The sequence below is a fragment of the Pseudomonas sp. Pseusp97 genome (assembly GCF_047304025.1).
Lineage (GTDB): Bacteria > Pseudomonadota > Gammaproteobacteria > Pseudomonadales > Pseudomonadaceae > Pseudomonas.
The window spans coordinates 58616-85219 of record NZ_JBGLYK010000005.1 but is presented as its reverse complement, the minus strand read 5'-3'; the positions used below and the strand labels follow the sequence as shown (position 1 = coordinate 85219).

General features: G+C 65.9%; 25 protein-coding genes. 8 read left to right on the top strand and 17 right to left on the bottom strand.

Going from position 1 to position 26604, the window contains the following annotated elements:
* Positions 1 to 51: 51 nt before the first annotated feature.
* The 4 genes from ACCC94_RS02350 to ACCC94_RS02335 are packed head-to-tail and all read right to left on the bottom strand — an operon-like array spanning position 52 to position 4220.
* Positions 52 to 1155, bottom strand: coding sequence for an agmatine deiminase family protein (locus tag ACCC94_RS02350; protein WP_413347862.1), 1104 nt, complete (start codon positions 1153 to 1155; stop codon positions 52 to 54).
* 10 nt (positions 1156 to 1165) lie between these two features.
* Complete coding sequence (locus ACCC94_RS02345; protein ID WP_413347861.1) at positions 1166 to 2260, bottom strand: extracellular solute-binding protein; 1095 nt, start codon at positions 2258 to 2260, stop codon at positions 1166 to 1168.
* Between the two features lie 2 nt (positions 2261 to 2262).
* Positions 2263 to 3165 (bottom strand): N-carbamoylputrescine amidase, encoded by a 903-nt coding sequence (gene aguB / locus ACCC94_RS02340; protein WP_413347860.1) that lies wholly within the window; start codon positions 3163 to 3165, stop codon positions 2263 to 2265.
* On the bottom strand, positions 3165 to 4220 hold the full coding sequence (locus tag ACCC94_RS02335; RefSeq protein WP_413347859.1) for an agmatine deiminase family protein: 1056 nt from the start codon (positions 4218 to 4220) through the stop codon (positions 3165 to 3167). The genes aguB and ACCC94_RS02335 overlap by 1 nt, the downstream gene beginning before the upstream one ends.
* Before the next feature lie 133 nt (positions 4221 to 4353).
* Here ACCC94_RS02335 and ACCC94_RS02330 point away from each other — a divergent pair, with 133 nt between their 5' ends.
* Entirely contained in the window at positions 4354 to 5217 is an 864-nt protein-coding gene (locus tag ACCC94_RS02330) for a LysR substrate-binding domain-containing protein (protein WP_413347858.1), read from the top strand.
* Between the two features lie 510 nt (positions 5218 to 5727).
* Here the strand turns inward: ACCC94_RS02330 and ACCC94_RS02325 are convergent.
* Positions 5728 to 6165 (bottom strand): helix-turn-helix domain-containing protein, encoded by a 438-nt coding sequence (locus ACCC94_RS02325; protein WP_413347857.1) that lies wholly within the window; start codon positions 6163 to 6165, stop codon positions 5728 to 5730.
* A 107-nt stretch (positions 6166 to 6272) separates the two neighbouring features.
* Here ACCC94_RS02325 and ACCC94_RS02320 point away from each other — a divergent pair, with 107 nt between their 5' ends.
* On the top strand, positions 6273 to 6863 hold the full coding sequence (locus ACCC94_RS02320) for a flavodoxin family protein (RefSeq protein ID WP_413347856.1): 591 nt from the start codon (positions 6273 to 6275) through the stop codon (positions 6861 to 6863).
* A complete protein-coding gene (locus tag ACCC94_RS02315) occupies positions 6860 to 7084 on the top strand; it encodes a DUF2798 domain-containing protein (RefSeq protein WP_413347855.1) in 225 nt (74 codons plus the stop codon). Before ACCC94_RS02320 ends, ACCC94_RS02315 begins: the two co-directional genes overlap by 4 nt.
* Before the next feature lie 189 nt (positions 7085 to 7273).
* Here ACCC94_RS02315 and ACCC94_RS02310 read toward each other — a convergent pair whose 3' ends face one another.
* The 8 genes from ACCC94_RS02310 to ACCC94_RS02275 all read right to left on the bottom strand — a co-directional run bounded on the left by ACCC94_RS02310 (position 7274) and on the right by ACCC94_RS02275 (position 16031).
* A complete protein-coding gene (locus tag ACCC94_RS02310; RefSeq protein ID WP_413347854.1) occupies positions 7274 to 7693 on the bottom strand; it encodes a hypothetical protein in 420 nt (139 codons plus the stop codon).
* Positions 7694 to 7965: 272 nt separating this feature from the next.
* Complete coding sequence (locus ACCC94_RS02305) at positions 7966 to 9216, bottom strand: OprD family porin (RefSeq protein WP_413347853.1); 1251 nt, start codon at positions 9214 to 9216, stop codon at positions 7966 to 7968.
* An 80-nt stretch (positions 9217 to 9296) separates the two neighbouring features.
* Positions 9297 to 10241, bottom strand: a complete 945-nt coding sequence (locus ACCC94_RS02300; protein WP_413347852.1) for an electron transfer flavoprotein subunit alpha/FixB family protein — start codon at positions 10239 to 10241, stop codon at positions 9297 to 9299.
* On the bottom strand, positions 10241 to 10990 hold the full coding sequence (locus tag ACCC94_RS02295) for an electron transfer flavoprotein subunit beta/FixA family protein (protein ID WP_413347851.1): 750 nt from the start codon (positions 10988 to 10990) through the stop codon (positions 10241 to 10243). The genes ACCC94_RS02300 and ACCC94_RS02295 overlap by 1 nt, the downstream gene beginning before the upstream one ends.
* A 235-nt stretch (positions 10991 to 11225) precedes the next feature.
* Complete coding sequence (locus ACCC94_RS02290; RefSeq protein WP_413347850.1) at positions 11226 to 12464, bottom strand: CaiB/BaiF CoA transferase family protein; 1239 nt, start codon at positions 12462 to 12464, stop codon at positions 11226 to 11228.
* 22 nt (positions 12465 to 12486) lie between these two features.
* The gene (locus tag ACCC94_RS02285) at positions 12487 to 13689 is read right to left on the bottom strand and encodes a 3-oxoadipyl-CoA thiolase (RefSeq protein ID WP_413347849.1); all 1203 of its coding nucleotides are present in this window, start codon (positions 13687 to 13689) and stop codon (positions 12487 to 12489) included.
* 33 nt (positions 13690 to 13722) lie between these two features.
* Positions 13723 to 15252 (bottom strand): 3-hydroxyacyl-CoA dehydrogenase, encoded by a 1530-nt coding sequence (locus ACCC94_RS02280; protein WP_413347848.1) that lies wholly within the window; start codon positions 15250 to 15252, stop codon positions 13723 to 13725.
* Between the two features lie 2 nt (positions 15253 to 15254).
* A complete protein-coding gene (locus ACCC94_RS02275) occupies positions 15255 to 16031 on the bottom strand; it encodes an enoyl-CoA hydratase (protein WP_413347847.1) in 777 nt (258 codons plus the stop codon).
* A gap of 243 nt (positions 16032 to 16274) precedes the next feature.
* On the opposite strand from ACCC94_RS02275, the gene ACCC94_RS02270 reads away from it, so the two are divergent.
* From ACCC94_RS02270 to ACCC94_RS02260, 3 genes are all read left to right on the top strand, one after another.
* A complete protein-coding gene (locus ACCC94_RS02270; protein ID WP_413347846.1) occupies positions 16275 to 17141 on the top strand; it encodes an IclR family transcriptional regulator in 867 nt (288 codons plus the stop codon).
* A 59-nt stretch (positions 17142 to 17200) separates the two neighbouring features.
* On the top strand, positions 17201 to 18355 hold the full coding sequence (locus ACCC94_RS02265) for an acyl-CoA dehydrogenase family protein (protein WP_413347845.1): 1155 nt from the start codon (positions 17201 to 17203) through the stop codon (positions 18353 to 18355).
* A gap of 145 nt (positions 18356 to 18500) precedes the next feature.
* Entirely contained in the window at positions 18501 to 19778 is a 1278-nt protein-coding gene (locus tag ACCC94_RS02260) for an MFS transporter (protein ID WP_413347844.1), read from the top strand.
* Positions 19779 to 19924: 146 nt separating this feature from the next.
* Here ACCC94_RS02260 and ACCC94_RS02255 read toward each other — a convergent pair whose 3' ends face one another.
* A complete protein-coding gene (locus ACCC94_RS02255) occupies positions 19925 to 20134 on the bottom strand; it encodes a cold-shock protein (protein WP_017518411.1) in 210 nt (69 codons plus the stop codon).
* Positions 20135 to 20424: 290 nt separating this feature from the next.
* Between ACCC94_RS02255 and ACCC94_RS02250 the strand changes: the two genes are divergently transcribed.
* On the top strand, positions 20425 to 20592 hold the full coding sequence (locus tag ACCC94_RS02250) for a hypothetical protein (protein ID WP_413347843.1): 168 nt from the start codon (positions 20425 to 20427) through the stop codon (positions 20590 to 20592).
* 252 nt (positions 20593 to 20844) lie between these two features.
* Here the strand turns inward: ACCC94_RS02250 and otsA are convergent, their stop codons facing one another.
* From otsA to otsB, 3 genes are read right to left on the bottom strand one after another with little or no spacing between them, the layout of a single operon-like run.
* Positions 20845 to 22254, bottom strand: a complete 1410-nt coding sequence (gene otsA, locus ACCC94_RS02245; RefSeq protein ID WP_413347842.1) for an alpha,alpha-trehalose-phosphate synthase (UDP-forming) — start codon at positions 22252 to 22254, stop codon at positions 20845 to 20847.
* On the bottom strand, positions 22236 to 24035 hold the full coding sequence (locus ACCC94_RS02240; protein WP_413347841.1) for a glycoside hydrolase family 15 protein: 1800 nt from the start codon (positions 24033 to 24035) through the stop codon (positions 22236 to 22238). The genes otsA and ACCC94_RS02240 overlap by 19 nt, the downstream gene beginning before the upstream one ends.
* Complete coding sequence (gene otsB, locus ACCC94_RS02235) at positions 24032 to 24844, bottom strand: trehalose-phosphatase (protein ID WP_413347840.1); 813 nt, start codon at positions 24842 to 24844, stop codon at positions 24032 to 24034. Before otsB ends, ACCC94_RS02240 begins: the two co-directional genes overlap by 4 nt.
* A 297-nt stretch (positions 24845 to 25141) precedes the next feature.
* Here otsB and ACCC94_RS02230 point away from each other — a divergent pair, with 297 nt between their 5' ends.
* Entirely contained in the window at positions 25142 to 26365 is a 1224-nt protein-coding gene (locus ACCC94_RS02230; protein WP_413347839.1) for an EAL domain-containing protein, read from the top strand.
* The last annotated feature ends 239 nt before the right edge of the window (positions 26366 to 26604 follow it).

Here is a 26604-nt window from a genome sequence, read left to right as displayed (position 1 = left end):
GTTCGCGAGCAAGAACTGGGCGTCCCCCTCGATCCTACGAAGAGCAGGCCTTTAGGCCGCCGGCATCTGCAAGGTCACGCAGTGAATGCCGCCACCGCCCGCCGCAATCGGGTCGATGTTCAGCTGCACGATCTCCCTGTCCGGGTACAGCTCGCCGAGCAAGGCATGGCAATGCTCATCGGCCGCCGGATCGCCGAACTTCGGCGCGATTACCCCGCCGTTGACCGGCAGATAATTGATGTAACCAGCCGCGAAATCCGGATTGTTGCGGTTGAAGGCGCTCGGCTTGGGATTCATCGGCGGCGGCAACGTATGCACCTTCAGGGCGCGACCATCGGCGTCGGTGGAGCTCTTCAGAATCTCCAGGTGCCGGCGGGTGACCTCGTAGTCGTAGGAACGCCTGTCGTTGTCCAGGTTGACCACCACCACGCCCGGCTCGACGAAGCGCGCGTAGAAGTCCACGTGCGCATCGGTGATGTCCTTGCCGCGAATGCCCGGCAGCCAGATCACCTTGCGCAGCCCCAGCATGCGCTTGAGCTCTGCCTCGATACGCGGGCGCGTCCAGCCCGGGTTGCGGTTGTCGTTGAGCCAGCAGCTCTCGGTGAAGATCGCCGTACCCTGGCCGTCCACCTCGATACCGCCGCCCTCCCCGCACAGTTCGCTGATGATGGCTTTCGCTTCCACGTCGTGCGCCAGCGCCGCCGACACTTCGCGGTCACGCTCGGCGTGCTGCTTGCCGCCCCAGCCGTTGAAGTTGAAGTCGGCCAGCGCCAGGCCGCCTGGCGCATCGTTGACCAGGAAGCAGCCGCCGTAGTCGCGCACCCAGATGTCATCCACCGGCACCGGCAGGAAGTCGACGTTCTGCCCGCCGCACGCGCGCCTGGCCTCGGCCTGCTGCTGCGGCCGGCAGAGCACCGTCACCGGCTGGAACTCGGCGATGGCGCGGGCCAGCCGAGCCACGGTGGCGTTGACGTCCGGGGCTATGTCTTCCCAGACGTCAGGGCTGGCCGCGTAGGCGACGAACACCCGCTCCTGCTTGCGGTGCTCGTCGGGCATGTACCAGGGCTTCGCCGCCAGGGCTACACGGCCCAGGCCGAGCCCCAGGCCCGTCGCCAGCGTCATGCCGGCGCCGAGCAGGTTCCTGCGTGTCATCATCCTCGCCTCCTCAGCCGCCGGTGCCGGTCTTGAAACTGGTCCAGGTGCGCATTCGCGAACGCATGTCGCGCTGCGGGATGTCCTTGCCGGGGAACAGCCGCGCGTAGGCTTTCTCATCAAGATAGATGTCCGGGTTGTCGCGCATGCTCGCATCGACCATCGGCCGAGCCTTGGCGTTGGACGTCGGGTAGCCGGTGGCGTTGCTGATGGCCGCCATCACGTCCGGGCGCATCAGGTAGTTGATCAGCGCGTAGGCGTACTCGGGGTGCGGCGCGTCGGCGGGGATGGCCATGGTGTCCATCCACACCGAAGTGCCTTCGACCGGCACGCGGTACTCGAAACGCTCGGGCTTCCTGGCTTCGTCGGCAGCGCGTTGCGACTGGATCACATCGCCGCTGTAGCCCAGCGACAGGCACAGGTCGCCGTTCACCAGCTGGGTCACCGGCTGCGACTGGAACTTGCGGATGTACGGGCGAATGCCATTGAGCACCGCCAGCGCGTCGCCCAGGTCCTGCGGCTTGCCGCTGCGCGGGTCGCGGCCGAGGTAGTTGAGCACCACGGCGAGCACTTCGTCCGGCGAGTCGATCATCGAGATGCCGCAGTCGGCGAAGCGCTTGGCCAGCTCCGGCTTGAACATCAGGTCGAGGCTGTTCACCGGCGCGCCGGGCATGCGCTGCTCGATCTTCGCCTGGTTGTAGGTCAGGCCGATGCTGCCCCAGGTATAGGGCACCACGGCGTGCCGCGAGTACGGGTACTTGGTCTGCAAGCTCTGCAGGCCCGGCTCGATATCGCCCAGGTGCTCCAGCTTGCTGTCGTCGAGCTTCTGCAAGGCGCCGGCGCGCATCAGGCGCTCGGCGACGGTATCGCCGGGGAAGATCAGGTCGTAGCCGCTGTGCCCGGCCATCATCTTGGCCTCCAGCGTCTCGCTGCTGTCCATCACGTCGTAGATGACGCGGATGCCGGTTTCCTTGGTGAAGTTGGCCAGGGTATCGGGAGCGAAGTAGTCCGCCCAGTTGAACAGCCGCAGGACCTTTTCCTCGGCCGAGGCCGGTTGCAGGGCGCACGCCAGGGACAACCCCAACGCGCCGATCAGGTGTTTGTTCATGGTCAGACTCCTTGCCAGCGTGGGTGCAGGTGGCGGCCGTCGAGGCCGAGCAGCGTGCCGTACATTTCCGGACGGCGGTCGCGGTAGACGCCCCAGGTCAGGCGCTCCTCGCGAGCCAGATCGAGGTCCAGCTCGCGCACCAGCACGGCGGCCTCGTTGCGCCCGGCCTCGGCCAGCAGCGCGCCCTTGTGGTCGGTGATGAAGGACGAACCGTAGAAGCGCATGCGCAACGCGTCATCGCTGGGCGCCACTTCCTCGCCGATGCGGTTGGCCGCCAGTACCGGCAGCAGGTTGGCGGCGGCGTGACCGCGCTGCGCGGTCTGCCAGTGATCGCGCGAATCCAGCTGCTCGGCGCCCGGCTCGGAGCCGATGGCGGTGGGGAACAGCAGGATCTCCGCACCTTGCAGTGCCAGGCAGCGCGCGGTCTCGGGGAACCACTGGTCCCAGCAGATGCCCACGCCAATGCGGCCGACGGCGGTGTCCCAGACACGGAAGCCGGTATCGCCGGGGCTGAAGTATTCCTTCTCCTGGTAGCCGATGGCGTTGGGAATGTGGGTCTTGCGGTACACCCCGAGCAGGCTGCCGTCGGCGTCGGCCACGGTCAGCGAGTTGAAATAGGCGTTGCCGGCGCGCTCGAACCAGCTGATCGGCAACACCACGTTGAGCTCCGCCGCCAGGCTGGCAAAGCGTTGCAGCAGCGGGCTGTCGTCATAGGGCTGGGCCAGGGCGAGGTGCGCGTGGTCCTGCTCGATGCAGAAGTACGGCGTGGCGAACAGCTCGGGCAGCAGGATCAGCTTCGCCCCCGCTGCCGCCGCCGCGCGCACGTGGCGCTCGGCTTCGGCGAGGTTGCGCGGCAGGTCCCAGCTGCAGGAGAACTGCAGGACGGCGACGGTCAGCTTGCTCATCACAGGCCTCCCAGCGGCCAGGCCGGCTGCTGCTGGGTAATGCAGTGCACGCCGCCACCGCCGTGGGCCAGGTGGTTGATGCGCACCGGCACCACTTCGCGGCCGGGGAAGGCGCGGGCCAGTACGGCTGCGGCTTCATCGTCGGCGGCGATGCCGTAGGCCGGCATGATCACCGCGCCGTTGGCGAGGTAGAAGTTGGTGTAGGACGCGCAGAAGACTTCTGCTTCCGGGTCCACCGCCGCGCTGGCTTCGAACAGCTCGATCAGCTCGAAGGAACGGCCCCTGGCGTCGGTGGCCAGCTCCAGCGCGCGGCGGTTCTCGCGTGCCACTTCGGCGTAGGAGCTGGAAGCGTCGTGGGTCGCATCCACCAGCAGCACGCCGGGTCGAGCGAAGGCGCACACGCCATCGACGTGGCCGTCAGTCATGTCGCCAGTCACGTACTGCGGGTCGCCCGGCAGCCAGATGGTCTTGGTCACACCGAGCAGGCGGCTGAAGATTTCCTCCATCTCGCGCTTGCTCACGCCTGGGTTGCGGTTGGGGTTGAGCAGCACCGACTCGGTGGTGATCAGCGTGCCCTCGCCGTCCACGTGGATCGCTCCGCCCTCGTTGGACAGCGGCGTGCCGAAGCAATCGAACCCGAGGTTGTTGAGGATGCGGCGGCCCAGGCCTTCGTCCAGGGTGTGCTCGGACTTGCCGCCCCAGGCGTTGAAGCGCCAGCTCACGCCGGCCACGCCATGCTGCGGATGGCAGACGAAGGTCGGCCCGGAGTCACGGCACCAGCTGTCGTCGATGGGCAACGGCACCAGCTCGACGTTGGCCCCGCACAGCTCGGCGGCGCGCGCCATGGCGGACGGGTCCACCACCAGTTTCACCGGCTCGAAGCGGGCGATGGCGTTGGCCACGCGGGCAAAGTCTTCCTGCACCTGCTCCAGGGTCACGCGCCAGCCGCCCTCCCAGAGCGGGCGGTTGTGCGGGAATGCCATCCAGGTCGCTGCGTGGTTGACCCATTCGGCAGGCATGCGCCAGCCGTTCTGCCTATCGTCGTTGCGATGCATATTCGAACCTTTGGTAAGGAATTTTTATCGGTAAGAAAGGGTTAAGTGGCGCCTGATGACCATGCTAGGCCTGTAAAAACGGGACAACAAACGATAGATTTTGCGTAAATCTGATCAGGTGAACTTATCGATCATGCTCAAACACTGGCCACCCCTGAATGCCCTGCGCGGCTTCGAAGCCGCCGCGCGCCTGGGCAGCTTCCACAAAGCCGCAGAGGAACTGCACCTCACCCAGTCGGCGATCAGCCAGCAGATCCGCAGCCTGGAGAGCTTCATCGAACAGCCGCTGTTCTACCGCTCCGGGCGCAAGGTGGCGCTGACCGACGCCGGCGCCGACCTGCTGAGCACCACTCAGTCCATGCTGCAGCAACTGGCCGTGGGCATCCGCCGCCTGGATCAGTACCGCAAGCCCAACCAGCTGGTGGTGAACACCACCCCGGCCTTTGCCCGCCATTGGCTCGTGCCGCGCCTGGGCGATTTCCATGCGCGCTACCCGCAGATCGACCTCTGGCTGCTGACCACCGGGGAAACCCCGGACCTGGCCACCCAGACCATCGACATTGCCGTGCGCGACGACCTCACCGCCCAGGCCGAATGTCGCTTCCGCGTGCTGCTGGAGGATCGCCTCTACCCGGCCTGCCATCCCTCATTGCTGGCGCAGCCGGAACCGGCGCGCACCACCCTGCACGGCGAGCGGGAAATGGACTGGGCGCACTGGCAATTGCAGGGCGGTGCAGACGTCGGCCAGCGCAGCGAGGGCCTGAACTTCTCCGACCCCGGCCTGCTGCTGGATGCCGCCAGCCAGGGGCTGGGCATTGCCCTCGTGAGCCAACTGCTGGCCGGCGATGCGCGCGCCAATGGGCTGCTGACGCCGCTCAGCGAGCAGACCGTGCGCGGGCCGAACTGGTCGCTGCTGGTGCATCAGCAGAGCGAGCGCAATGCGCAGGCGGTGGGGTTCTGCGAGTGGCTATCCGCCGCGCTGGGCGTCTCGCTGTAGGGCGCATAACGCCTATGGCGTTATCCGCCAAGCCGGCGGATACCCGTTCCGGGTTATTCGCCCTACGGGACTGTAGGAGCGAGCTTGCTAGCGAACCCGCCCAATCCCGGTGCTGCCGGGAACTCCCGTTCGCGAGCAAGCTCGCTCCTACGAAGAGCCGTCACCGCAACTGGCTGCTGATGCATCAGCAGAGCAACGGAAAGCGCGGGCGGTAGGGCTTGCGAGTAGCTGTCGGCCACGCTGGGCATTCCCCTGTAGGAGCGAGCTTGCTCGCGAACCGCCGGCAAGGCCGGCGTTTGGACCTTCCGCGTGTTCGAGATTTTGGGTCCACCGGTAGGCCCCTCTCCCCAGCCCTCTCCCTGAAGGGAGAGGGAGCTGTCCGGCATCCAGCGAATAAAATGAGTCAGCCGGCAGGCGCCTGGCTGTTCTGGAACTCCGAAAAGTCTCCTCTCCTTTCGGAGCGAGCGCGCAGCCAGGGTTAGAGAGAGGGCACGCTCCGTTCCAGATCCATCAGACAGCAGCCTTCCCTTTCCTCAACCGCCCCCGCTCCTTCTTCCCTGCCAGCGCACTCTCTCCCGCCGCCTTCACCAACTTCTGGAACGTCGGGCACTCCGCGTGACTGGGCGCAGGGCAAGCCGCCGCATGGCGCAGCCCGCGGCTCATCGCCCGCAAGCGCCGGATCGTGGCATCGAGCTCGTCCGCCTTCGCCGCCAGCATCTGCCTATCGATGTTCGTCCCGCCATCGCCGGCAAACATCGAGCGGATTTCCTCCAGGCTGAACCCTGCCGATTGTCCGAGTGAGATCAACGCCAGCTGGTCGAGAATCTGCGGCGCGAACTGACGGCGCGCGCCGGGCTTGGCGAGCGAGATGATCAACCCCTTTTCCTCGTAGAAACGCAGGGTCGATGCCGGCACACCGGAACGCCTGGCCACGTCAGCGATATCCATGGAACACCTCTTGACCTCAAGTTCGCTTGAACTTGTAGGTTCACGCCAAAGGCCGTCGAGGTCAACCACACGCGGCCTTCCCCTTACGTGCAACCTGCGGAGAAACCATGAAAACCATCGCCATCGTCTACCACAGCGCCAACGGCCGCACCGAGCGCATCGCCCAGACCATCGCCAGCGGCGCTCGCCAGGTGCCCGGCTGCGAAGTGCACCTGCTCAAGGCGCAGGAGCTGATCGAGCAGCCGCAAGCGCTGCTCGCCTACCATGGCCTGATCCTCGGCTCGCCTACCTACCTGGGCGGCGTATCGGCGCCGCTCAAAGCCCTGATGGACGCCACCGGGCCGCTCTGGCGCCAACAGAAGTTGCGCGGCCGCCTTGCCGCCGGCTTCACCGTCTCGGCGCTGCCTGCAGGCGACAAGCAGTCCACGCTGATCTCACTGTTCACCTTCTGCATGCAGCACGGGATGCTCTGGGCCGGCAACCCGATCCTCCCCGAGCAGCACTTGGGCGTGCCCGCCGACGAAGCCGCCAACCGCCTCGGCTCCTGGTCCGGCCTGATGGCCCAGGCGGACAAGACCGCCGCGGACTTCTGCCCCGGCGACCTGAAGACCGCGCGGATGTTCGGCCAGCAGTTCGCCGAAACCCTCGGCCGCCTGCAGCAGCCGCAGGTCGAACACGCGCAGGAGGCCCACGCATGATCGCCCGCCGCTACGGCCCGCTGCTGTTCGCGCTGATCCTGTCCTGCGTGATGACCCTGCTGGTTTCCGGGCTCTCCACCTGGCGCGCCGTCGGCCTGGCCCCGGCGTTCGCCCAGCTCTGGCTGGGTGCTTGGCTCACCAGCTGGAGCATCGCCTTTCCGCTGGTGCTGGTCATCGCCCCGCTGACGCGCCGCCTCGTGGAGAGACTGATCCGAGCGTAGGAGCGGACTCCGTCCGCGATGGCGTCATACCAAAGAGAAATCCCAGGGGACCTCATGCGTAGGATGGCGTGGAGCGCAGCGATACCCATCGATTCCGAGCACCGGCTACATGGGTATCGCTACGCTCCACCCATCCTACGAGGAGGTCATTGCGAACCGGGTGCGACTTCTGCGGCTGCCCAAACAGAGCTACTCGCGCATCCCGTCCGCCAGGCGGCAGAAGCCTTCACGCACCACGCCGTCGGTGGTGTACATGCCGCCTGCGGTGGTGAAGATGTAGCTGACCTTGCTGCCTTTCCCTGCCTCCTCGACCACGATGCTCATCGGCGCCGTGCGGGTGCTCAGGATGACGCCCTGGTGGGCGGAGATGATGCCGCGCTCGTCGTCTGCGCTGTCGATGGAGAAGCCTTCCTTGAGCAGCGCTTTCTGCGCGTTGTGGAAGGCCTTCTCGGGAGCCAGGTGGTCGAATACGACGCTGGAGTTGTAGGTCTTGCCGGCAATGAAACCACCCGAGGTGTTGAAGTTGTCTTCGCACTGGTTGCCGGTATTACGGTGCGCACAGCCCTGCAACAGGGCGGCAGCGAGCAGAATCATCGTGACTCGTCGCATCATCGTTCCTTGATCTCGTGGGGCCGCCATCCCTGCGGGTCTGCAGCGGCGAAGGGGTTTTATAAGCCGAGGGCACGGGCCCTGGCCAGACTTTTCCTCGTCCAGTGAGACAACCCGCACGTAGGAAATATCCCTTCACTCGCTCAAGGGCGGGCTTTCACGCCGTTCGTCCCGGAGCATCCCCGCGGCGCTCCGGGCTTGCCCGCGCAGCGCCCGGACATTCGTGAAGCGAAGCCTCCCAATCGTCAAGACCGGGAGGCTCCAAGCCGCACTTACCAGATCGGCAGGGTGTAGCTGACGATGAAGCGGGTTTCGTCCATGTCGTTGCCGAAGCTGCTGCGGAAGGTGCTGTTGCGCAGCTTGAAGCCGACATTCTTCAGCGGGCCGCTCTGCACCAGGTAGCCGACGTCGGTGTCGCGCTCCCACTCCTTGCCGTTGCCCTGCCCGTTCAGCAGGTCGATGTTGTCGCCGCGCAGGTAGCGGGTCATCAGGCTCAGGCCGGGCAGCCCGTAGGAAGCGAAATTGAAGTCGTAGCGCAGCTGCCAGGAGCGTTCGTCCTTGTTGGCGAAGTCGCCGATCTGCACGTAGTTGACCAGGTACGGGTCGGTGCCGGACAGGTAGGCGAAGCCTGTGTCGCCGGACATGCGCTGCAGCCCGAGGCCGAACGCCTGGTTGCCCAGTTTGTAGGTGAACATGGCGTTGAGCGCGCGGTTGTCGACGTTGCTGCCGCCATCATCGGTGGAGCGGGCCCAGCGGATGTCGGACTTCAGCGACTGGCCCTCGGCGATCGGCAGCGTGTGCACCAGGCTCACGTAGTGCTGGCGATAGAGGTCTTCGAGGTTGGCGTAGTGGTAGCTGGTGCTGAGCTGGTTGCTCCAGAGGTAGGTGCCGCCAGCGAGGTTGAAGCGGTCGCTGGTGAGGTGGCTGCCGGCCACGATGTTGCGCTTGTTGCCGCGGGTCATCGACAGGTCTTCGTCGTTGGACGAATCGCGCTGTTTCACCTCGCGCAGCTGACCGAGCTGCAGGTCGAGGTCATCGAGTTCCTTCGACTCCACCAGCGCGCCCTGGAAGGTCTGCGGCAGCAGGCGGGTGTCGTTGTACTGCACCACCGGCAGCTTGGGCAGCAGCGTGCCGACCTTCAGGGTGCTCCTGGAGACGCGCAGCTTGGCGGTCAGGCCGAGGTCGCTGTAGTCATCGGCGGCGCGCTTGTCGCTGGCGGAATACGGCAGCAGGCCGGAGCCGGAGCGATCCGGGCTGGAGTCGAGTTTCAGGCCGAGCAGGCCGAGCGCATCCACACCGACGCCGACGGTGCCGTCGGTGTAGCCCGACTCGTAGCGCAGCAGGAAGCCCTGCGCCCATTCCTCGGATTTCGACTGGGCGGCGCCGCTCTGGCGGTAGTCGCGGTTGAAGTAGAAGTTGCGCGTTTCGATGCTGGCCTTGCTGTCGGCGAGGAAATCGGCGTGGACGAACGGGGGCAGCAGCGCCAGTCCGGAGACCAGCACAGGGAGTCGACGAGTATTCATTGTTCTTGTTTCTTTCTACTGGAGGTGTTGGCAAAACGCCGGGCCGATGACGGCTGGCCCGGCCAGCGGAATGAGCGGGATCAGATATTCCTTTCCAGCTCCGGTACGGCTTCGAACAGGTCAGCGACCAGGCCGTAGTCGGCGACTTGGAAGATCGGCGCCTCTTCGTCCTTGTTGATCGCAACGATCACTTTCGAGTCCTTCATGCCCGCCAGGTGCTGGATCGCGCCGGAGATGCCGACGGCCACGTACAGCTGCGGAGCGACGATCTTGCCGGTCTGGCCGACCTGCATGTCGTTCGGCACGAAGCCGGCGTCTACCGCTGCGCGGGAAGCGCCAACGGCAGCGCCCAGCTTGTCAGCCAGCGAGTAGAGGATCTTGAAGTTGTCGCCGTTACCCATGCCGCGGCCGCCGGAAACGACGATCTTGGCAGCGGTCAGTTCCGGACGGTCGGACTTGGCCAGTTCTTCGCCGACGAAGGCGGACTTGCCGGCATCGGCCGGGCCGGAAACAGCTTCAACAGCGGCGGAGCCACCTTCGGCAGCGACGGCGTCGAAGCCGGTGCCGCGAACGGTGATGACCTTGACGGCAGCCGAGGACTGCACGGTCGCGATGGCGTTACCGGCATAGATCGGGCGCTTGAAGGTGTCGGCGCTGACCACTTCGATGATCTCGGAGATCTGGTCGACGTCCAGCAGGGCAGCAACGCGCGGCAGGAAGTTCTTGCCGTTGGTGGTGGCGGCGGCCAGCACGTGGCTGTAGCCCTTGCCCCCGTTTTCGCCAACAAGAACAGCGATCAGCGGAGCAACGTTCTCCGGCAGCTGGTGAGCATAGGCGGCGTTGTCGGCGACCAGCACCTTGGAGACGCCTGCGATCCTGGCAGCGGCTTCAGCCACGCCAGCGACGTTCTGGCCGGCGACCAGCACGCTGATCTCGCCACCAATTTTCTGCGCGGCGGCAACGGTATTCAGCGTCGCCGAGGCCAGCGCCCCATTGGAATGTTCTGCAACAACCAAAACAGCCATCAGATCACCTTCGCTTCGTTCTTCAGTTTCTCGACCAGTTCGGCCACCGATTTCACCTTGATGCCGGCGCTGCGAGCAGCAGGCGCTTCCACCTTGAGCGTCTTCACGGTCGAGGCCGTGGAGATGCCCAGCGCTTCGGGCGTGAGGACTTCCAGCGGTTTCTTCTTCGCCTTCATGATGTTGGGCAGCGACGCGTAGCGCGGCTCGTTTAGGCGCAGGTCGGTGGTGACGATGGCCGGCAGGTTCAGGGCCACGGTCTGCAGGCCGCCGTCGATTTCACGGGTGACCTTGACCTGATTGCCGGCAATCTCGACCTTGGAGGCGAAGGTGCCCTGCGCGTAGCCGGTCAGCGCGGCCAGCATCTGGCCGGTCTGGTTGTTGTCGCTGTCGATGGCCTGCTTGCCGAGGATGACCAGCTGCGGCTGCTCCTTGTCGACCAGGGCCTTGAGCGACTTGGCGATGGCCAGCGAGCTCAGTTCTTCGTTGGTTTCAACCAGGATGGCGCGGTCAGCACCCAGAGCCAGCGCGGTACGCAGTTGCTCTTGGGCAGCGGTCGGGCCGACGGAGACCGCAACGATCTCGGTGACGACGCCTTTCTCTTTCAGGCGCACAGCCTCTTCCACGGCGATTTCGCAGAAGGGGTTCATGGACATCTTGACGTTGGCGAGATCGACGCCGGAGTTGTCCGCCTTGACGCGGACCTTGACGTTGTAATCGACCACGCGTTTTACCGCGACCAGCACTTTCATTCGGTTGTTTCCTTGGCGAACGCCGGTTTGCTTCGGCGCTCCAGTTGGGGAGGTTCGCGAGCAAGCTCGCTCCTACAGGCAGCCGGCCTGCTCAGGTGCGCTCTTCGTAGGAGCGAGCTTGCTCGCGAACGGATTCATGCCAGGCCGTAGGGCGCATAACCGCTTGCGGTTACCCGCCGTCATTCGGCCAGCGGCGGATAACGCTGGCGCGTTATGCGCCCTACGTTCTGCGTCGTCAGCGCTTGCCCAGCTGCTCGATCACACCCTCGGCCTTGAGCGCGGCCAGGCGCGCGTCATCCAGCCCAAGTCGACGCTTGAGCACCTCGTCGGTGTGTTCGCCGAGCATCGGCGCCGGGCGCTGGTATTCCACCGGGGTGTCGGAGAGCTTCAGCGGGCTGCCGACCATGCGGAACGCCGGGTTCTGCGCGTGGGGAATCTCCACCAGCATGTCGCGGGCGACCACCTGCGGCTCGTCCAGCGCGCGGCCGATATCGTTGATCACGCCGACCGGCACCTTCATCGCGTGGATGCGCCGCACCCAGTTGTCCGCGCTGTCGCCCTGGAAGTGTTCGGCCAGCTTGCCGACTATCACGTCGCGGTTGCGCACGCGGTCGGCATTGCGGGTGAAACGCGGGTCCTTCGGCAGTTCGGGCAGGCCGATGGCGTCGCACAGCGAGACGAACTGGCTGTCATTGCCGCAGGCGATGATGAAGTCCATGTCCTTCGCGCTGAACACCTGGTACGGCACGATGTTGACGTGGGCGTTGCCCTGGCGGCCCGGCGAGCGGCCGGTGGCGAGGTAGTTCTGGCTCTGGTTGCCGAGCATGGCGACCTGCACATCGAGCAGCGCCATGTCGCAGTGCTGGCCGCGGCCGGTCTTCTCCCGCGCCAGCAGCGCGGCCTGGATGGCGACCACCGAGTACAGGCCGGTCATCACGTCGGACACGGCGACACCGACCTTCTGCGGGCCCGCGCCGGGCACGCCGTCCTTCTCGCCGGTGATGCTCATCAGCCCGCCCATGCCCTGGATGATGAAGTCGTAGCCGGGCTCCTCGGCGCGCGGGCCGGTCTGGCCGAAGCCGGTGATGGAGCAGTAGACCAGGCGTGGATTGAGCTTCGACAGGCTGTCGTAATCCAGCCCGTACTTGGCCAGCGAGCCGGCCTTGTAGTTCTCGATCAGCACGTCGCACTCGCAGGCCAGCGCACGCACCAGCGCCTGGCCTTCGGGCGTCGCCAGGTTCAGCGCCACCGACAGCTTGTTGCGGTTGGTGGACTGGTAGTACGCCGCCTCGCTGCTGTCCGTGCCGTCGGCAGCCTTCATGTAGGGCGGGCCCCAGCCGCGGGTGTCGTCACCCACGCCGGGCCGTTCGATCTTGATCACTTCCGCGCCCAGGTCGGCCAGCACCTGGCCGCACCAGGGGCCGGCCAGCACGCGGCTGAGGTCGAGTACGCGGTATCCGCTCAAAGCACCCATCTTCAACTCCTCGCAGGCGCGCTCACGCGCGCTCGATAACCATGGCGAGCCCCTGGCCCACGCCGATGCACAGGCTGATCACCGCATAGCGTTGACCCGTGCGCTGCAATTGTCGCGCGACGCTCAGCGCCAGCCGCGCGCCGGAAGCGCCCAGCGGGTGGCCGACGGCGATGGCGCCGCCATTGGGGTTGACCCGCGCATCGTCGAAGTCCACGCCCAGGCCGTACAGGCAGCCGAGCACCTGGGAGGCGAAGGCTTCGTTGATCTCGATGATGTCCATGTCGGGCAGGGTCAGGTTGGCGCGGGCCAGCGCCTTGTTGATCGCCTCTACCGGGCCGACGCCCATGATGCGCGGCTCCACGCCGACCGCTGCGGCCGAGAGAATTCGTGCCAGTGGCTTCAGACCATGGCGCTCGCCCGCCGCCGCGGAGCCGATCAGCAGCGCGGCTGCGCCATCGTTGACGCCGGAAGCATTGCCGGCGGTGACCACCCCGCCTTCGGACAGCGGCTTCAGGCGCGCCAGCGCAGCCTCAACGGAAGACGGACGCGGATGCTCGTCCTGCTCGACGATGTTCGGCGGCGTCTTGCGCCCGGTGGGCACGCTGACCGGAAGGATTTCCCCGGCGAAGAAACCGGCCTCGCGGGCAGCTTCATAGTTGGCCTGGGAACGGGCGGCGAAACGGTCGGCCTGCTCGCGGCTGATGCCGAACTCGCGGGCGACGTTGTCGCCGGTCTCCGGCATGCTGTCGTTGCCGAACCCGGCGACGATCTTCGGGTTGGGGAAGCGCGCGCCGATGGTGCTGTCGAACACCGTCAGGTCGCGGCTGTAGGCGGCCTCGGCCTTGGCCATGACGAAGGGCGCGCGGGACATGCTTTCCACGCCGCCGGCGACGAACAACTCGCCTTCGCCGCAGGTCACGGCGCGCGCTGCGTCGATGACAGCCGCCAGGCCGCTGGCGCACAGACGGTTCACCGTCTGGCCCGGCACGCTCACCGGCAGGCCGGCGAGCAGCGCGGCATGGCGGGCGACGTTGCGGCTGTCTTCACCGGCCTGGTTGGTGTTGCCGAGGATCACGTCCTCGATGGCTTCGCCCGGCACGCCGGTGCGGGCCAGCAGTTCGCGGATCACCTGGGCGATCAGGTCGTCAGGACGCACCGGCGCCAGCGCGCCACCGTGGCGGCCGAAGGGTGTGCGCAGGCCAGCGTAGATATAGGCATTGAGCATGGAGGTCTCCTTGAAAGAGGTGGACGCCGGGCCTCAGCCCAGCGCGGGCTCGGCATGGCGCAGCGACAACCCGAGAGCGGCGCGACGACGCAGCCAGGGGCCGGGGCGGTAGCGGGCGTCGCCGGTCAGGCCGGTCATGCGTTCGAGAATGGTCAGCAGGCGCGCCGGGCCGACGCTGTCGCCCCAGGCCAGCGGACCTTGCGGGTAACCCAGGCCACGGCGCACGCCTTCGTCGAGATCATCGACGCTGGCGATGCGTTGCTGGACGATGTCGCCGGCCAGGTTGACGATCAGCGCCAATACGCGCTGGGCGACGAAGCCGACGCTGTCGTTGATCACGGTGACGCCTACGCCATCAGCCGCGAGTAGCGCGTGGGCCGCGTCGCGCATGGCGCTGGACGTCGCCGGGCTCTGCATCAGGCAGCGGTGGCGCTGCAGGTCCAGCAGCAGGTCGATGCACAGGGTGCGCGCCGGGTCGGTGCTGAAGTTCTGGCAGGCCGTGGTGGCGTCAATGCCATAGGGAGCGAGCAGGCACAGCGCCTCGCTGCTCGGCTGGGCGCCCTGCTCCAGGTTCGCGCCGAGCTGCTTCAGCAGCTCGCCGAGCCGCTCGCGGTCCTGGTCGTTCTCCGCACCGATCCACACCGGCGGCAGCACAGCGACGCTCGGCACCGGTTGCGGCGCAGGCGGGTCGATCATCCTGCCGTCGGCATAGCGATAGAAGCCGCGCCCGACCTTGCGCCCGACGAAGCCGGCCTCGAGCATCTGCCGCGTCAGCGCCGCCGGGCGATAGCGCGGCTCCTGGTAGAACTGGTTGTAGATGGACTCGATCACCGGGTGCGAAACGTCCAGCGCGGTGAGGTCGAACAGCTCCAGCGGCCCCATGCGGAAGCCCAGGCCCTCGCGCAGGATGCGGTCGATGTCGGCCGGCTCGGCGATGGCTTCCTTGAGCATCTGCAGGGCTTCGGTGCTGTAGGCGCGGCCGGCGTGGTTGATGATGAAGCCGGGGGTGTCCTTGGCGCGGATGCCGCGATGGCCCATGCGCGCGGCCAGCGCCACGAGGCGGTCGCCGACCTGCGGATCGCTGGCCAGGCCGTCGATCACCTCGACCACCTTCATCAGCGGCACCGGGTTGAAGAAGTGGAAGCCCGCAACGCGCTGCGGATGCTGGCAGCCACGGGCGATGCTGGTGACCGACAGCGACGAGGTATTGGTGGCGAGGATGCAGTCGGCGCTGACCACGGCTTCCAGCTCGGCCAGCAGCGCCTGCTTGGCGTCCAGCCGCTCGATGATCGCCTCGACCACCAGGTCGGAATCCGCCAGCTCATTCAGGGAGCCGGCGACCAGCAGGCGCGCCAGGGTGATGTCCGCCTCGGCGGCGCTGATCTTGCCCTTCTCCGCCAGCTTGGCGAGGGTCCGTCCGAGGTTGTCACGGGCGGTTTGCGCGGCGCCGTCGCGGGCGTCGAAGAGTTTCACCTGGATGCCGGCCTGGGCGGCGATCTGGGCGATGCCGCTGCCCATGACGCCGGTGCCGACGATGGCCATGCGCTCAATAGTACGGGACATGCTCATTCTCCCAGGAAGCTGGCTTGGCGTTTTTCCAGGAAGGCGGCGGCGCCCTCCTTCTGGTCCTGCGAATCGAACAGCAGCTGGAAGGCCTTGCGCTCCAGAACCAGGGCGCTGTCCAGCGGCAGGTCGGCGCCGGCGAGCATCACTTCCTTGATCTGCGCCACGGCCAGCGGCGGCAGCGCGGCGATCTCGGCGGCCAGCTCCAGCGCGCGGGGCAGCGTGCGCGCGTCTTCCACCACTTCGCTGAGCATGCCGATGGCCAGGGCTTCCGGCGCCTTGATCAGGCAGCCGGTCAGGGCGATGCGCATCGCCTGGAACTTGCCCACGGCGCGGATCAGCCGTTGGGTGCCGCCGGCGCCGGGCATCAGGCCGAGCTTCACTTCCGGCTGACCGAAGCGCGCCGACTCGCCGGCGACGATGATGTCGCAGTGCATTGCCAGCTCGCAGCCGCCGCCCAGGGCGAAGCCGTTCACGGCTGCGATCACCGGCTTCGGGCAGCGCGAGATGGCTTCCCACAGCAGTTCGGTATGGCGACGGTACATCTCGATGGGGCTGGCCTGGGCGAATTCGCGGATATCCGCCCCGGCGACGAAGCACTCCTCGCCCCCGGTAAGCACCACCGCGCGAACGTCGCGGTTATCGCTCAGGGCACGGAAGTGCTCGGCCAGTTGCTGGCGCACGGCAGCATTCAAAGCGTTCTTGGCTTGCGGACGGTCGATGCGGACGACCGCCACGCCATTGGCCTGGATATCGAGATGAACCACGCTGGTATTCATTGGAGCTTTGACCTCATACTTGTTTCGCCTGACGAAACTACATTCCGTATTTCGATTTCATCATAGTGACACCCCGTCCAGCCTGTAAACGGTGAAGATCGACATACCTTGTCAAAGCCTTTAATTACGAGGCTTTGAATATTTTTCAGGGCACTCCTGTACTAACTGATTCAGACTCATTACAATTTCGCCTGACGAAACTGTATTTTATTTTATTGATTTTCCGTGAATAGGGGTTCTACCATGCGCCGCAACAAGACGGAGATGGACTCGGCTGCGCCGACGAAAAACGAAGGCGAGATCGGCCTGCTGGAACGGGGACTGTATGACCCGGCCACGGCACTGAGCGAAGAGGAAAACAGCGGCCAGTTCGTGACGGCCCTGGCTCGTGGCCTGGAAATCCTGCGTTGCTTCACGCCACGGGAAAACGTGCTGAGCAACCAGGACCTGGCCCGCAAGACCGACCTGCCCAAGCCGACCGTGACGCGCCTGACCAACACCCTCATGCGCCTGGGTTGCCTGAAGCGCGAGATGCACTCGGGCAAGTACCAGCTGGACGTCGGCGTGCTGGGTTTCGGCTACGCGATGCTGTCGAACCTGTCGATCCGCGCGGTGGCCCATCCGCTGATGGAGGAGTTGGCCAACCACGCCCAGGCGGCGGTGGCCATGGCCGCCCGCGACCGCCTGCAGATGGTCTACGTGGACGTCGTGCAGGGACAGGGAAACATGACGATGCGCCGGCAGATCGGCAGTTACCTGCCGCTGGCGGCGAGTTCGGTGGGCCGCGCGTGCCTCGCGGCGATGCCGGAGAACGAGCGGGAATTCCTGCTCGACCATATTCGCCAACGCGAACCGGAAAACTGGCCGGCCATCCGCAAGGGTCTGGACCGTGCCTTCAGGGACTTCACCGATTACGGCTACTGCCTGTCGATCGGCGAATGGCACCGCGACGTCAATTCCGTCGCCGTGCCCTTGGTACATCCGCAGTACGGCCTGCTGGCCTTCAACTGCGGCGGCCCGAGCTTCCAGCTGCCCCGCGAGAAGCTCGAGGACGACATCGGGCCCCGTCTGATCAACATGGTCAACAACATAGGTGCCGCCGCTCGCTGAATCTCGGGTGACGGTGCCTCGCCAGACTGGCCCGCTCGCGGGCCTTTTGAGGAGTGCACATGATCCGAGACCCAGAAACGCTGCAGATACTTCTGGATTCCATCCACCAGTTCGTCGGCGAAGTGCTGATCCCGCGGGAAAACGAAGTCGCCGAGACCGACGCGATCCCGCAGGACATCATCGAGCAGATGCGCGAGATGGGCCTGTTCGGCCTGACCATCCCCGAGGAGTTCGGCGGCCTGGGCGTGACCATGGAAGAAGAGGTGAACATCACCTTCGAACTCGGTCGCACCTCCCCCGCCTTCCGCTCCTACATCGGCACCAACAACGGCATCGGCTCCATCGGCATCCTGATCGATGGCACGCCGGAGCAGAAGGCCCACTACCTGCCCAAACTCGCCAGCGGCGAACTGCTCAGCGCCTTCTGCCTGACCGAGCCGGACTCGGGCTCCGACGCCGCCTCGCTGAAAACCACCGCGGTGCGCGATGGCGATTTCTACGTGCTCAACGGCACCAAGCGCTTCATCACCAACGCCCCGCATGCCGGCATCTACACCGTGATGGCGCGCACCAACCCGGCGATCAAGGGCTCCGGCGGCATCAGCGCCTTCATCGTCGAGCGCGGCACCCCGGGCATCTCCCTGGGCAAGCCGGACCACAAGATGGGCCAGAAAGGCGCCCACACCAGCGACGTGATCTTCGACAACGTGCGCATCCCCGCCACCCAGTTGATCGGCGGCGTCGAGGGCGTGGGTTTCAAGACCGCCATGAAGGTACTCGACAAGGGCCGCCTGCACATCGCCGCACTGAGCGTCGGCGCCGCCGAGCGCATGCTCGCGGACGCGCTGCAATACGCCCTGGAGCGCAAGCAGTTCGGCCAGCCGATCGCCGAGTTCCAGCTGATCCAGGCGATGCTCGCCGACTGCAAGGCCGAGATCTACGCCGCCCGCTGCATGGTGCTGGACGCCGCGCGCAAGCGCGATGAAGGGCGCAACGTCAGCACCGAGGCCTCCTGCGCGAAGATGTTCGCCACCGAGATGTGTGGCCGCGTGGCCGACCGCTGTGTGCAGATCCACGGCGGCGCCGGCTACGTCAGCGAGTACGCCATCGAGCGCTTCTACCGCGACGTCCGCCTGTTCCGACTCTACGAGGGCACCACCCAGATCCAGCAGGTGATCATCGCCCGCAACATGATCCGCGAAGCCCAGTCCTGAGCCCTCAGCCCTGAAACTTCAGCTCTGAGGTAGCCAATTCGGCGGCGCGTGGCCACGCACCACGCGCCCGCCGGCAGGACTCGCACGCACGCTTACCGAGGGTCGGCCAACCGCCCCGCCAACAACTACAACAGGTAATTCGTTCATGGAAAACACTGCTTCCGCACCGGCCGCGAGCGCCGCCACCCAGAACAGGACCTGGGTCCTGGTCTTCGCCTTCTGCTTCATCGGCCTGCTGATCGATGGCGCAGACCTGATGCTCCTCTCCTACAGCCTCACCAGCCTCAAGGCCGAGTTCGGCCTGAGCAACCTCCAGGCCGGCAGCCTGGGCAGCGTCACCCTGGCCGGCATGGCTTTCGGCGGCATCTACGGCGGCTGGGCCTGCGACCGCTTCGGCCGGGTGAAGACCGTGGTCTGGACCATCGTGCTGTTCTCCGTCGGCACCGCCGTCCTCGGGCTGACCCACAATTACTGGCAGTTCGCCGCCGCGCGCTTCGTCGCCTCGCTGGGCCTCGGCGCCCTGTATGTGGCCTGCAACACGCTGATGGCCGAATACGTGCCGACCAAGTACCGCACTACCGTACTCGGCACCCTGCAGGCCGGCTGGTCGGTCGGCTACATAGTCGCCACCCTGCTGGCCGGCTGGATCCTGCCGGACCACGGCTGGCGCTACCTGTTCTACATCGCCATCATCCCGGTGGTGCTGGCGGTGGCCATGCGCAAGTTGATCCCCGAACCCGCCGCCTGGGTCCAGGCGCAGGCGGAACGCCAGCAGCGCAAGGCCGCCGGCCCTTCGAGCCAGCCCGCCGCGCCCCGGCAGAATGCCTTCAAGCAGATCTTCAGCGACCCGAAGGCCAGCCGCATGCTCCTGTTCTGGGCGCTGACCGCCGGCTTCCTGCAGTTCGGCTACTACGGCGTGAACAACTGGATGCCGTCGTACCTGGAAACCGAGATGGGCATGAACTTCAAGGCCATGACCTCGTACCTGGTGGGCACCTACGCCGCGATGATCCTCGGCAAGGTGCTGGCCGGCGTCGCCGCCGACTGGTTCGGACGCCGCACCGTGTTCTCCTTCGGTGCCCTGGGCACTGCCGTGTTCCTGCCGGTGATCGTGCTGTTCCACAGCCCCGAGAACATTCTCTGGATGCTGGTGGTGTTCGGCTTCCTCTACGGCATCCCGTACGGCGTGAACGCGACCTACATGACCGAGAGCTTCGCCGCGGCGTTCCGTGGCACGGCAGTGGGCGGCGCGTACAACATCGGCCGCATCGGCGCAGCCATCGCCCCGGCGGTGATCGGCTTCCTCGCCACGCAGATGTCCATCGGCGCGGGCTTCCTGGTGATGGGCGCGGCGTACTTCATCTGCGGCGTGATCCCTGCCCTGCTGATCCGCGACAAGCAGTTCGACCCGCAGCAGGAATGACCTGAGCGCGCAGCGCCCAGCCACGAAAAACGCCCGGTGCACTGCACCGGGCGTTTTCGTTTGCGCATCCGAATGAATCAGCGGGGCCAAATCGCAGGCAAAAAAAAGCCCCGCCTAAGCGGGGCTTCTTTCGTCAGCGATGTCGATTAGACAGCGCGAACTTGTTCAGCTTGCGGGCCTTTCTGGCCGGCAGTCACAACGAAGCTGACCTTCTGGCCTTCGTCGAGGGACTTGTAGCCGTTGCCTTCGATCTGACGGAAGTGAACGAATACGTCCGGGCCGCTTTCCGGGGTGATGAAGCCGAAGCCCTTCTCAGCGTTGAACCACTTGACGATGCCGTTTTGACGATCGGACATGACGTTGTCTCCTAAAAGAATGCTAAAGGCCGGCCGAATGCCGACCGGCGATGAGCTGAATGCGTAGTGAAGAGGTGCCGAGGAGATGGAGCATCTTGTAGAAGAACATCAAGTCGCGGAACTCGTTACTGGGCAGGCAGCCCATGCAGAATACAAGGTTTGGCGCTAATTCATAGCTTTTTTTAACGACCCGTGGTGATTTTGACAAATGGTCGAGCTATCCCGGCCAAATACGCAAAAGACGTGTAGGCTGGCGGAGCCGGTTTGGCGCCCAACGCAAAGGTGATTTCATGACTGATTCACAGCCGATTCGCGAACGTTCGGAGCTCGATGAAAAGATTGCCGCTTTCCTCTCCCAGGGTGGCGAGATCCAGGAAATCCCCGTTGGCCAACTGGCAGTGAAGGTCGAGCGGAAATCGCAATGGGCGAAGTCCGAAGGCAAGAAGCCGGCGTCCTGAACCTGTAGATGCATGAAGAAAACCCCGCATTGGCGGGGTTTTGCATTTCCTGGCCCGCGGCGCGCACCAGCCGGCACCGGCTTCAACCTTAGGCGGATAACGCTGGCGCGTATCCGCCCTGCGATCGCTTTTTTACGCAGGTGGGAGCAGCCCTGGCGGTTCGCGAGCAAGCTCGCTCCTACAAGAACACTCCGGAGCCTGAGGCGAACTGCAGGGGCGAGCTTGCTCGCGACCGCTGCCAACCAGCGCGCGTCAGTGACTCAGGTAATGGTTCGACAGCCAGTTCAGCGCCCTGCCCGGCCGTGTCAGCGCATCGATGAAGCTCGGCCCCCAGAAGCGGATGTCATTGGCCTCCAACACGGCGTACATGTCCCGATGGCGCGCCTGGCGCTCCTTGAGCGGCATGCGCAGGGCCTGCAGCATGGCGTCAGCCAGCGCATCGCGGTCATGCGGATTGACGATCAGCGCACCGCCCAGCTCCGCAGCGGCGCCGGCGAACTGGGAAAGGATCAGCACGCCGGGATCGTCCGGGTCCTGCGCTGCGATGAATTCCTTGGCCACCAGGTTCATGCCGTCACGCAGCGGCGTCACCAGGCCGATCCGCGCGTGGCGCATGACCATGGCGATATCCGCGCGCTGGTGATTGCGCGCCACGTAGCGCAGAGGCACCCAGGACACGCCGCCGAAACGCCCGTTGATGTGCCCTACCCGGGCGCTCACGGCGGAGTCGATATCCACGTACTCGGGGATGTCCTGGCGGCTGCCCGGTGATATCTGCAGGCAGGTGACGCGGTTGTGCCAGTCCGGGTTGCGCTCCAGGAACCGCTCGTAGCCGTCGAGCCGATTGACGATGCCCTTGGAATAGTCGAGCCGGTCCACGCCGACCATCAGCGCGCGCTCGCCGAGGCTGTCACGCAGGTCCTGCGCGGCCTGGCTCTGCGCAGATTCCTCGGCCAGGCGGCGGAAGCCCGCAGCATCCACGCCCACCGGGAACACGCCGACGCGAAAATGCTGGTCCTCCAGGTGATAACGCCGGCCATCGGGCGTCGCCGCGCCGACCACGCGGGTCAGGTAGCGGGCGAAGTTGCTCGCGTCGTTCTCGGTCTGGAAACCGATCAGGTTGTACTGGGTCAGCGCGCGGAACAGTTCGTCGTGGTGCGGCAGCGCGGTGATGAGGTCCGCCGGCGGCATCGGGATGTGCAGGAAGAAGCCGATGCGGTTGGCGTGGCCGCGCTGCCTCAGGGCCGAGGCCAGGGGAATGAGATGGTAATCGTGGACCCAGAGGACGTCATCGTCCTCCAGCAGCGGGCTCAGGCGCTCGGCGAAGAACTCGTTGACCCGCCGGTAGCCGCCGAAGTCGGCCTCGTTGAACTCCGCCAGGTCCACCCGGTAATGCAGGATGGGCCAGAGCACTCGGTTGGCGAATCCGTTGTAGTACTCGTCGAAGTCCTGCGGATGCAGGTCGGTGAGAACGTACTGCAGGTTATCGCGCTGGACCACGGTGGGAGGGCCGGGTTCCTCGGCCTTCTCACCGCTCCAGCCGAACCAGATGCCCTGGCGGTGGCGCATCGCGGCCTCGACCGCCACGGCCAGCCCGCCCGGCGCCGGGCCGTTCTCGTCGGGGATCGCGACCCGGTTGGAGATCACCACGAGGCGCGGCATAGGCCTTCCTCCCAACCGATGGAAAGGCGCATGGCGGAGTTGATCAGCCCGGCCATCGAATAAGTCTGCGGGATGTTCCCCCACAATTCCCCGGTGTGCGGATGCAGGTCCTCGGAGAGAAGCCCGTAACGGTTGCGTGCGGCGATCAGCTCCTCGAACAGCTGGCGCGCCTCGTCGGTACGGCCGATGGCGGCCAGGGCGTCGAGGTACCAGAACTTGACCACCAGGAAAGCCGTTTCCGGCACGCCGAAATCATCCGCCGCGACGTAGCGCAGCATCTGCCCGTGGACGTTGAGTTCGCGGCCGATGCACTCGACGGTGGCGATGAAGCGCGGATCATCGGCCTCGATGATCCCCAACTCGTTCATCAGCAGCACGCTGGCGTCGAGGTCGTCATGCCCGAAGGCGCCGGTGAAGCACTGCTTCTTCTCGCTCCACGCCTCAGCGAGGATGCGCTCGCGCAGGTTCGCCGCCTTGTCCATCCAGGCACCGGCCTCCTCGCTTCGGCCCAGACGCCGGGAGATGCGCGCGACGCGGTCACAGGCGACCCAGCAGAGCAGCGCGGAATGGGTGTGAATGCGCTGCCGGCCACGGTACTCCCAGATGCCGGCGTCCGGCTCGAAGGCTGCATGCAGGGCCTTGGCGGCGAGGTTTTCCAGCAACTGCAGCATGCCTTCGCTGCTGGGATTCGGCAGGCGATCGTCGACGAAGCTCTGCAGCACCGCCAGGGCCACCGAGCCGAACATGTCGTGCTGGTTCTGTTCCACGGCCTGGTTGCCGACGCGCACCGGGGCGTGGTTGAGGAAGCCGGCGAGGTCCGGCTCGATGCGTTCGCTGAGGTCCTGGTTGGGAATGATCCCGTACAGCGGCTTGAGTTCGGCGTCGCCACTGGCCACGGTGGTGATGAAGTCGAGGTAGCCCTCCATGGTCCGAGTGGCACCCAGGCGATTGAGCGCGAGGATCACGAAATAGGCATCGCGCAACCAGCAGTAGCGGTAGTCCCAGTTGCGCTGCGAATCCGGCGCTTCCGGCACCGAGGTGGTGGCAGCGGCGATGATCGCCCCGGTGTCCTCGAAATTGCACAGTTTCAGGGTGATGGCCGAGCGGATCACCACCTGTTGCCATTCGAAGCAGATGGCCAGGCCACGTACCCAGTCGTGCCAGTGGTTCTGGGTGCGCTTGAGATAGTCGCGGACCACCTCGCCAGGCGCATTGCCCAGCGGCTCGTCGAGGCCGATCACCAGGCTCACCGGGTGGCGCAGGGCAAACGGCGTCTCGTGCTGGATGTACGCCAGGGGGGCGTCGGTGGTCAGGCGCAGCGGCTCCTCGCCTTCCAGATAGCGGATATGGCTGGAGCCGGCCGTGCCCTTGCCGGGCTTGCCGTAGCCATGGGTCGGGCGGACGCGCAGGGTGATCTTCGGCACGCCCTCGATGGGTTCGATAAGCCGGCAAAGCTGCGCCGGGCGATAGACATGGCCGTGTTCGAGGAAGCGCGGGGCGAAATCGGTGATGCGCACCGCGGCGCCATTGTCGTCGCGCAGCACGGTGGTAATGATCGCCGTGTTGCGCTGGTAGTCGGACGTGCTGCTGACCTGGTTTTCCAGCACCACGTCGGCAAAGCCCTTCTCGTCGTCGCCGGCCAGCAGCCGGGAGAAGACCGGATCGCTGTCGAAATTCGGGTAGCACCACCAGACCAGCCGTGCCTGCGGGTTGACCAGGGCGGCCACCCGGCAGTTGCCGATCAGGCCCAGTTCCAGAGCACCTTCGTGCCGGTTCGTCATCGGTGATTTCCTCCTGCTTGTATCAGTGCTGCACGGACCTGCTGCGCATCGCCGAATACCGCGCTGGCTCCGGGCAATGCGCGCCCCACGGAGAGCCCGAGCCCCCCCAGGGTCGGCATCAGGGCGATGGCGGGCTCGTCGGTGACGTCGTCGCCGATGTACAGCGGCAGGCGCCCGGCGAAGCCCGGTGTGTCCAGCAGCCGCTGGATCGCCCGGGCCTTGTCGACGCCGTAACAAACGACTTCGTAGACCTGCTTGCCATTGAGCAATCGCAGCCCGGCGCCTTCCGGCGTGCGCAGCAACGCTTGCAGTTCCACACGCAGATCCGCGGCGAGCGAGGGGGCGGAGCGGTAATGCAGCGCGTAGCTGCTGCCCTTGTCCTCGGCCAGGACGCCGGGATGCCGCCTGACCAGGCCGTCCAACTGCAACCGCACGCTGGTGGGCAGGTCCTTGGCAGTGCGGCGCAAGGGGCTGTCGCCGGTCTCGCGCCAGTGCGCGCCGTGGCCGCCGCTGGCGGCGAGGCGCAAGGGTTGGAAGAGCCGGTCGAGTTCTTCGACCGGGCGGCCGCTGATCAGGGCCAGGGCACCGCCAAGTCCACGATGCAGGTGCGTGAGCGCATCGAGCAGCCCGGGCGGTACGACGACCGCGTCGGGTGATTCGGCGATGTCCAGAAGGGTTCCGTCGACATCCAGAAACAGTGCGGTCTGCTGAGGTCGGCTGAGCCAGAGGTTCAGCAGCGCCGTGGCTGAGGCCTCGCTTTGCGGGACCATGGCGGTGTCGACAGGTCCCCCGGATACGGGACGTGACATGAGCCATTTCTCCATGTTCAGGGCGTGCCGCGCGGCCGTGGGTAGCCGGCGCGGACGTGAAAGGGAGCACAAGGACCCTAACAGCTGGGACCACGCAGGTCGACCCGGGGTTTCACCGGTGTTCGAACCGGAGGCGCAGCCCAGAGCCCACGGGGTCGCGGAGGATGTCGCCGGATCTCACGGAGAGCCGCTGCGCTTCTCCATGGGATTTCCCTGACAGCAGAACTGGAATCCTCCTCCTCACAGACAGGAAGCGATTTTTGAGAATGCATCGGGCAAACACCATGAGAACACGCCATGTCTCCGCTCTCCGCGCTGGTGCTACAGGCCTCGGGCCTGCACCGCTCCACAGCCGTCACCGCGTTGCACCACCTGGGCTACAGCTTCCTGTCGGAGGTTTCCAGCAACGCGTTCGCACTGGACCGGCTGCGCAGCCAGGGCGGCGTGCACCTGCTGATCTGCGATGTACGCATCGACCCGGTGGCCCGGCTGGAATTTCTGCAGACTGTGGCCCGCGAGCGCCTCGCCCACGGCGTAGTGGTCAGCGGGGAAATGGCGCCGGGCACCTGGAGCGCCCTCGCCCACCTGCTGCAATTGCAGGGCATGAAGGTGTTCTGGCTGGGCAACGAGGCAGCGACGCTGGAGCGCCTGCGTGCGCTGCTGGCCGACTTTCAGCCCAGGGAGGCGCAGCTTGGCCTGCCGCTGGGCGAGAGCACGCCGGGTGAAGATGGCGAAACCACCAACCTGCCGGCGCGGGGTCAATTGCGCGCCTACTTGCAGCCCAAGGTCTGCGTGGCTACCGCCCAGGTCTACGGATTCGAGGTGCTGGCGCGCTGGCAACTCGAGGACGCCGGCGTGCTTTCTCCCGATGAGTTCCTGCCGGGGCTGCGGCGCGCGGGGAAGCTCGACGGGATGCTCTTCGAGCTCATGAGCCAGGCTGTCGAAGCGCTGCGCGCCCAGGGCAATACCGATCTGAAGCTGTCCTTCAACCTGGAAGCCGAGCAGATTGCCCAGACCGGCTTCGCCGCCACCGTGGAGCGCACTCTGCACGCACTGCGGATCGATCCCAGGCGCATCACCTTCGAGCTGACCGAGAATTCGCCGCTGCATGCGCCGTCGCTGAGCCTGGAGAACGTCCTGCGCCTGCGCCTGCTGGGTTGCGGCCTGGCCATCGACGACTTCGGCTGCGGCCATTCCACCCTGCAGCGCCTGATGGAGCTGCCCTTCACCGAGATGAAGCTCGACCGCCACCTGCTGGCCGACCTGAACAATGGCGACCCGCGCCGCCTGATCGTGCTGCGCAACGCCCTGGCGCTGGGGCGTAAGCTGGGGTTGCGGGTGATTGCCGAGGGAGTGGAGAACGCCGCTCAGCTTCGCCAGTTGCAGCAACTGGAGTGCGACTGTGCGCAGGGCTATCTGTTCGGCAGGCCGATGGATGCCGGCCAGGTCGGCAGCTTCCTGCGCGGCGGGCCCTTGCGCCTGCAGAAGCTGGAAGCGGTACAGGCGATACGCCCGGCGTAATGGGCCCGGATAAGAAAACGGCCGCTACGGACTTCCTGTCCGCAGCAGCCGTCTGGATTGTCCTCAGCAAAGGACGCGGCAATTGTAGGCCAATGGCCATCAGCGTTGCTTCCCATTTCTCCCGCATACAGGAATGTCTGTAAACGCAGCGCAACTTTGCGCGTTCAGCGGTTATTGGCTCGGTTCCTGGCATTACCCAGCCCAGATTCCGGCGTTCGCCCGTCCGCCGCAGCATCAGG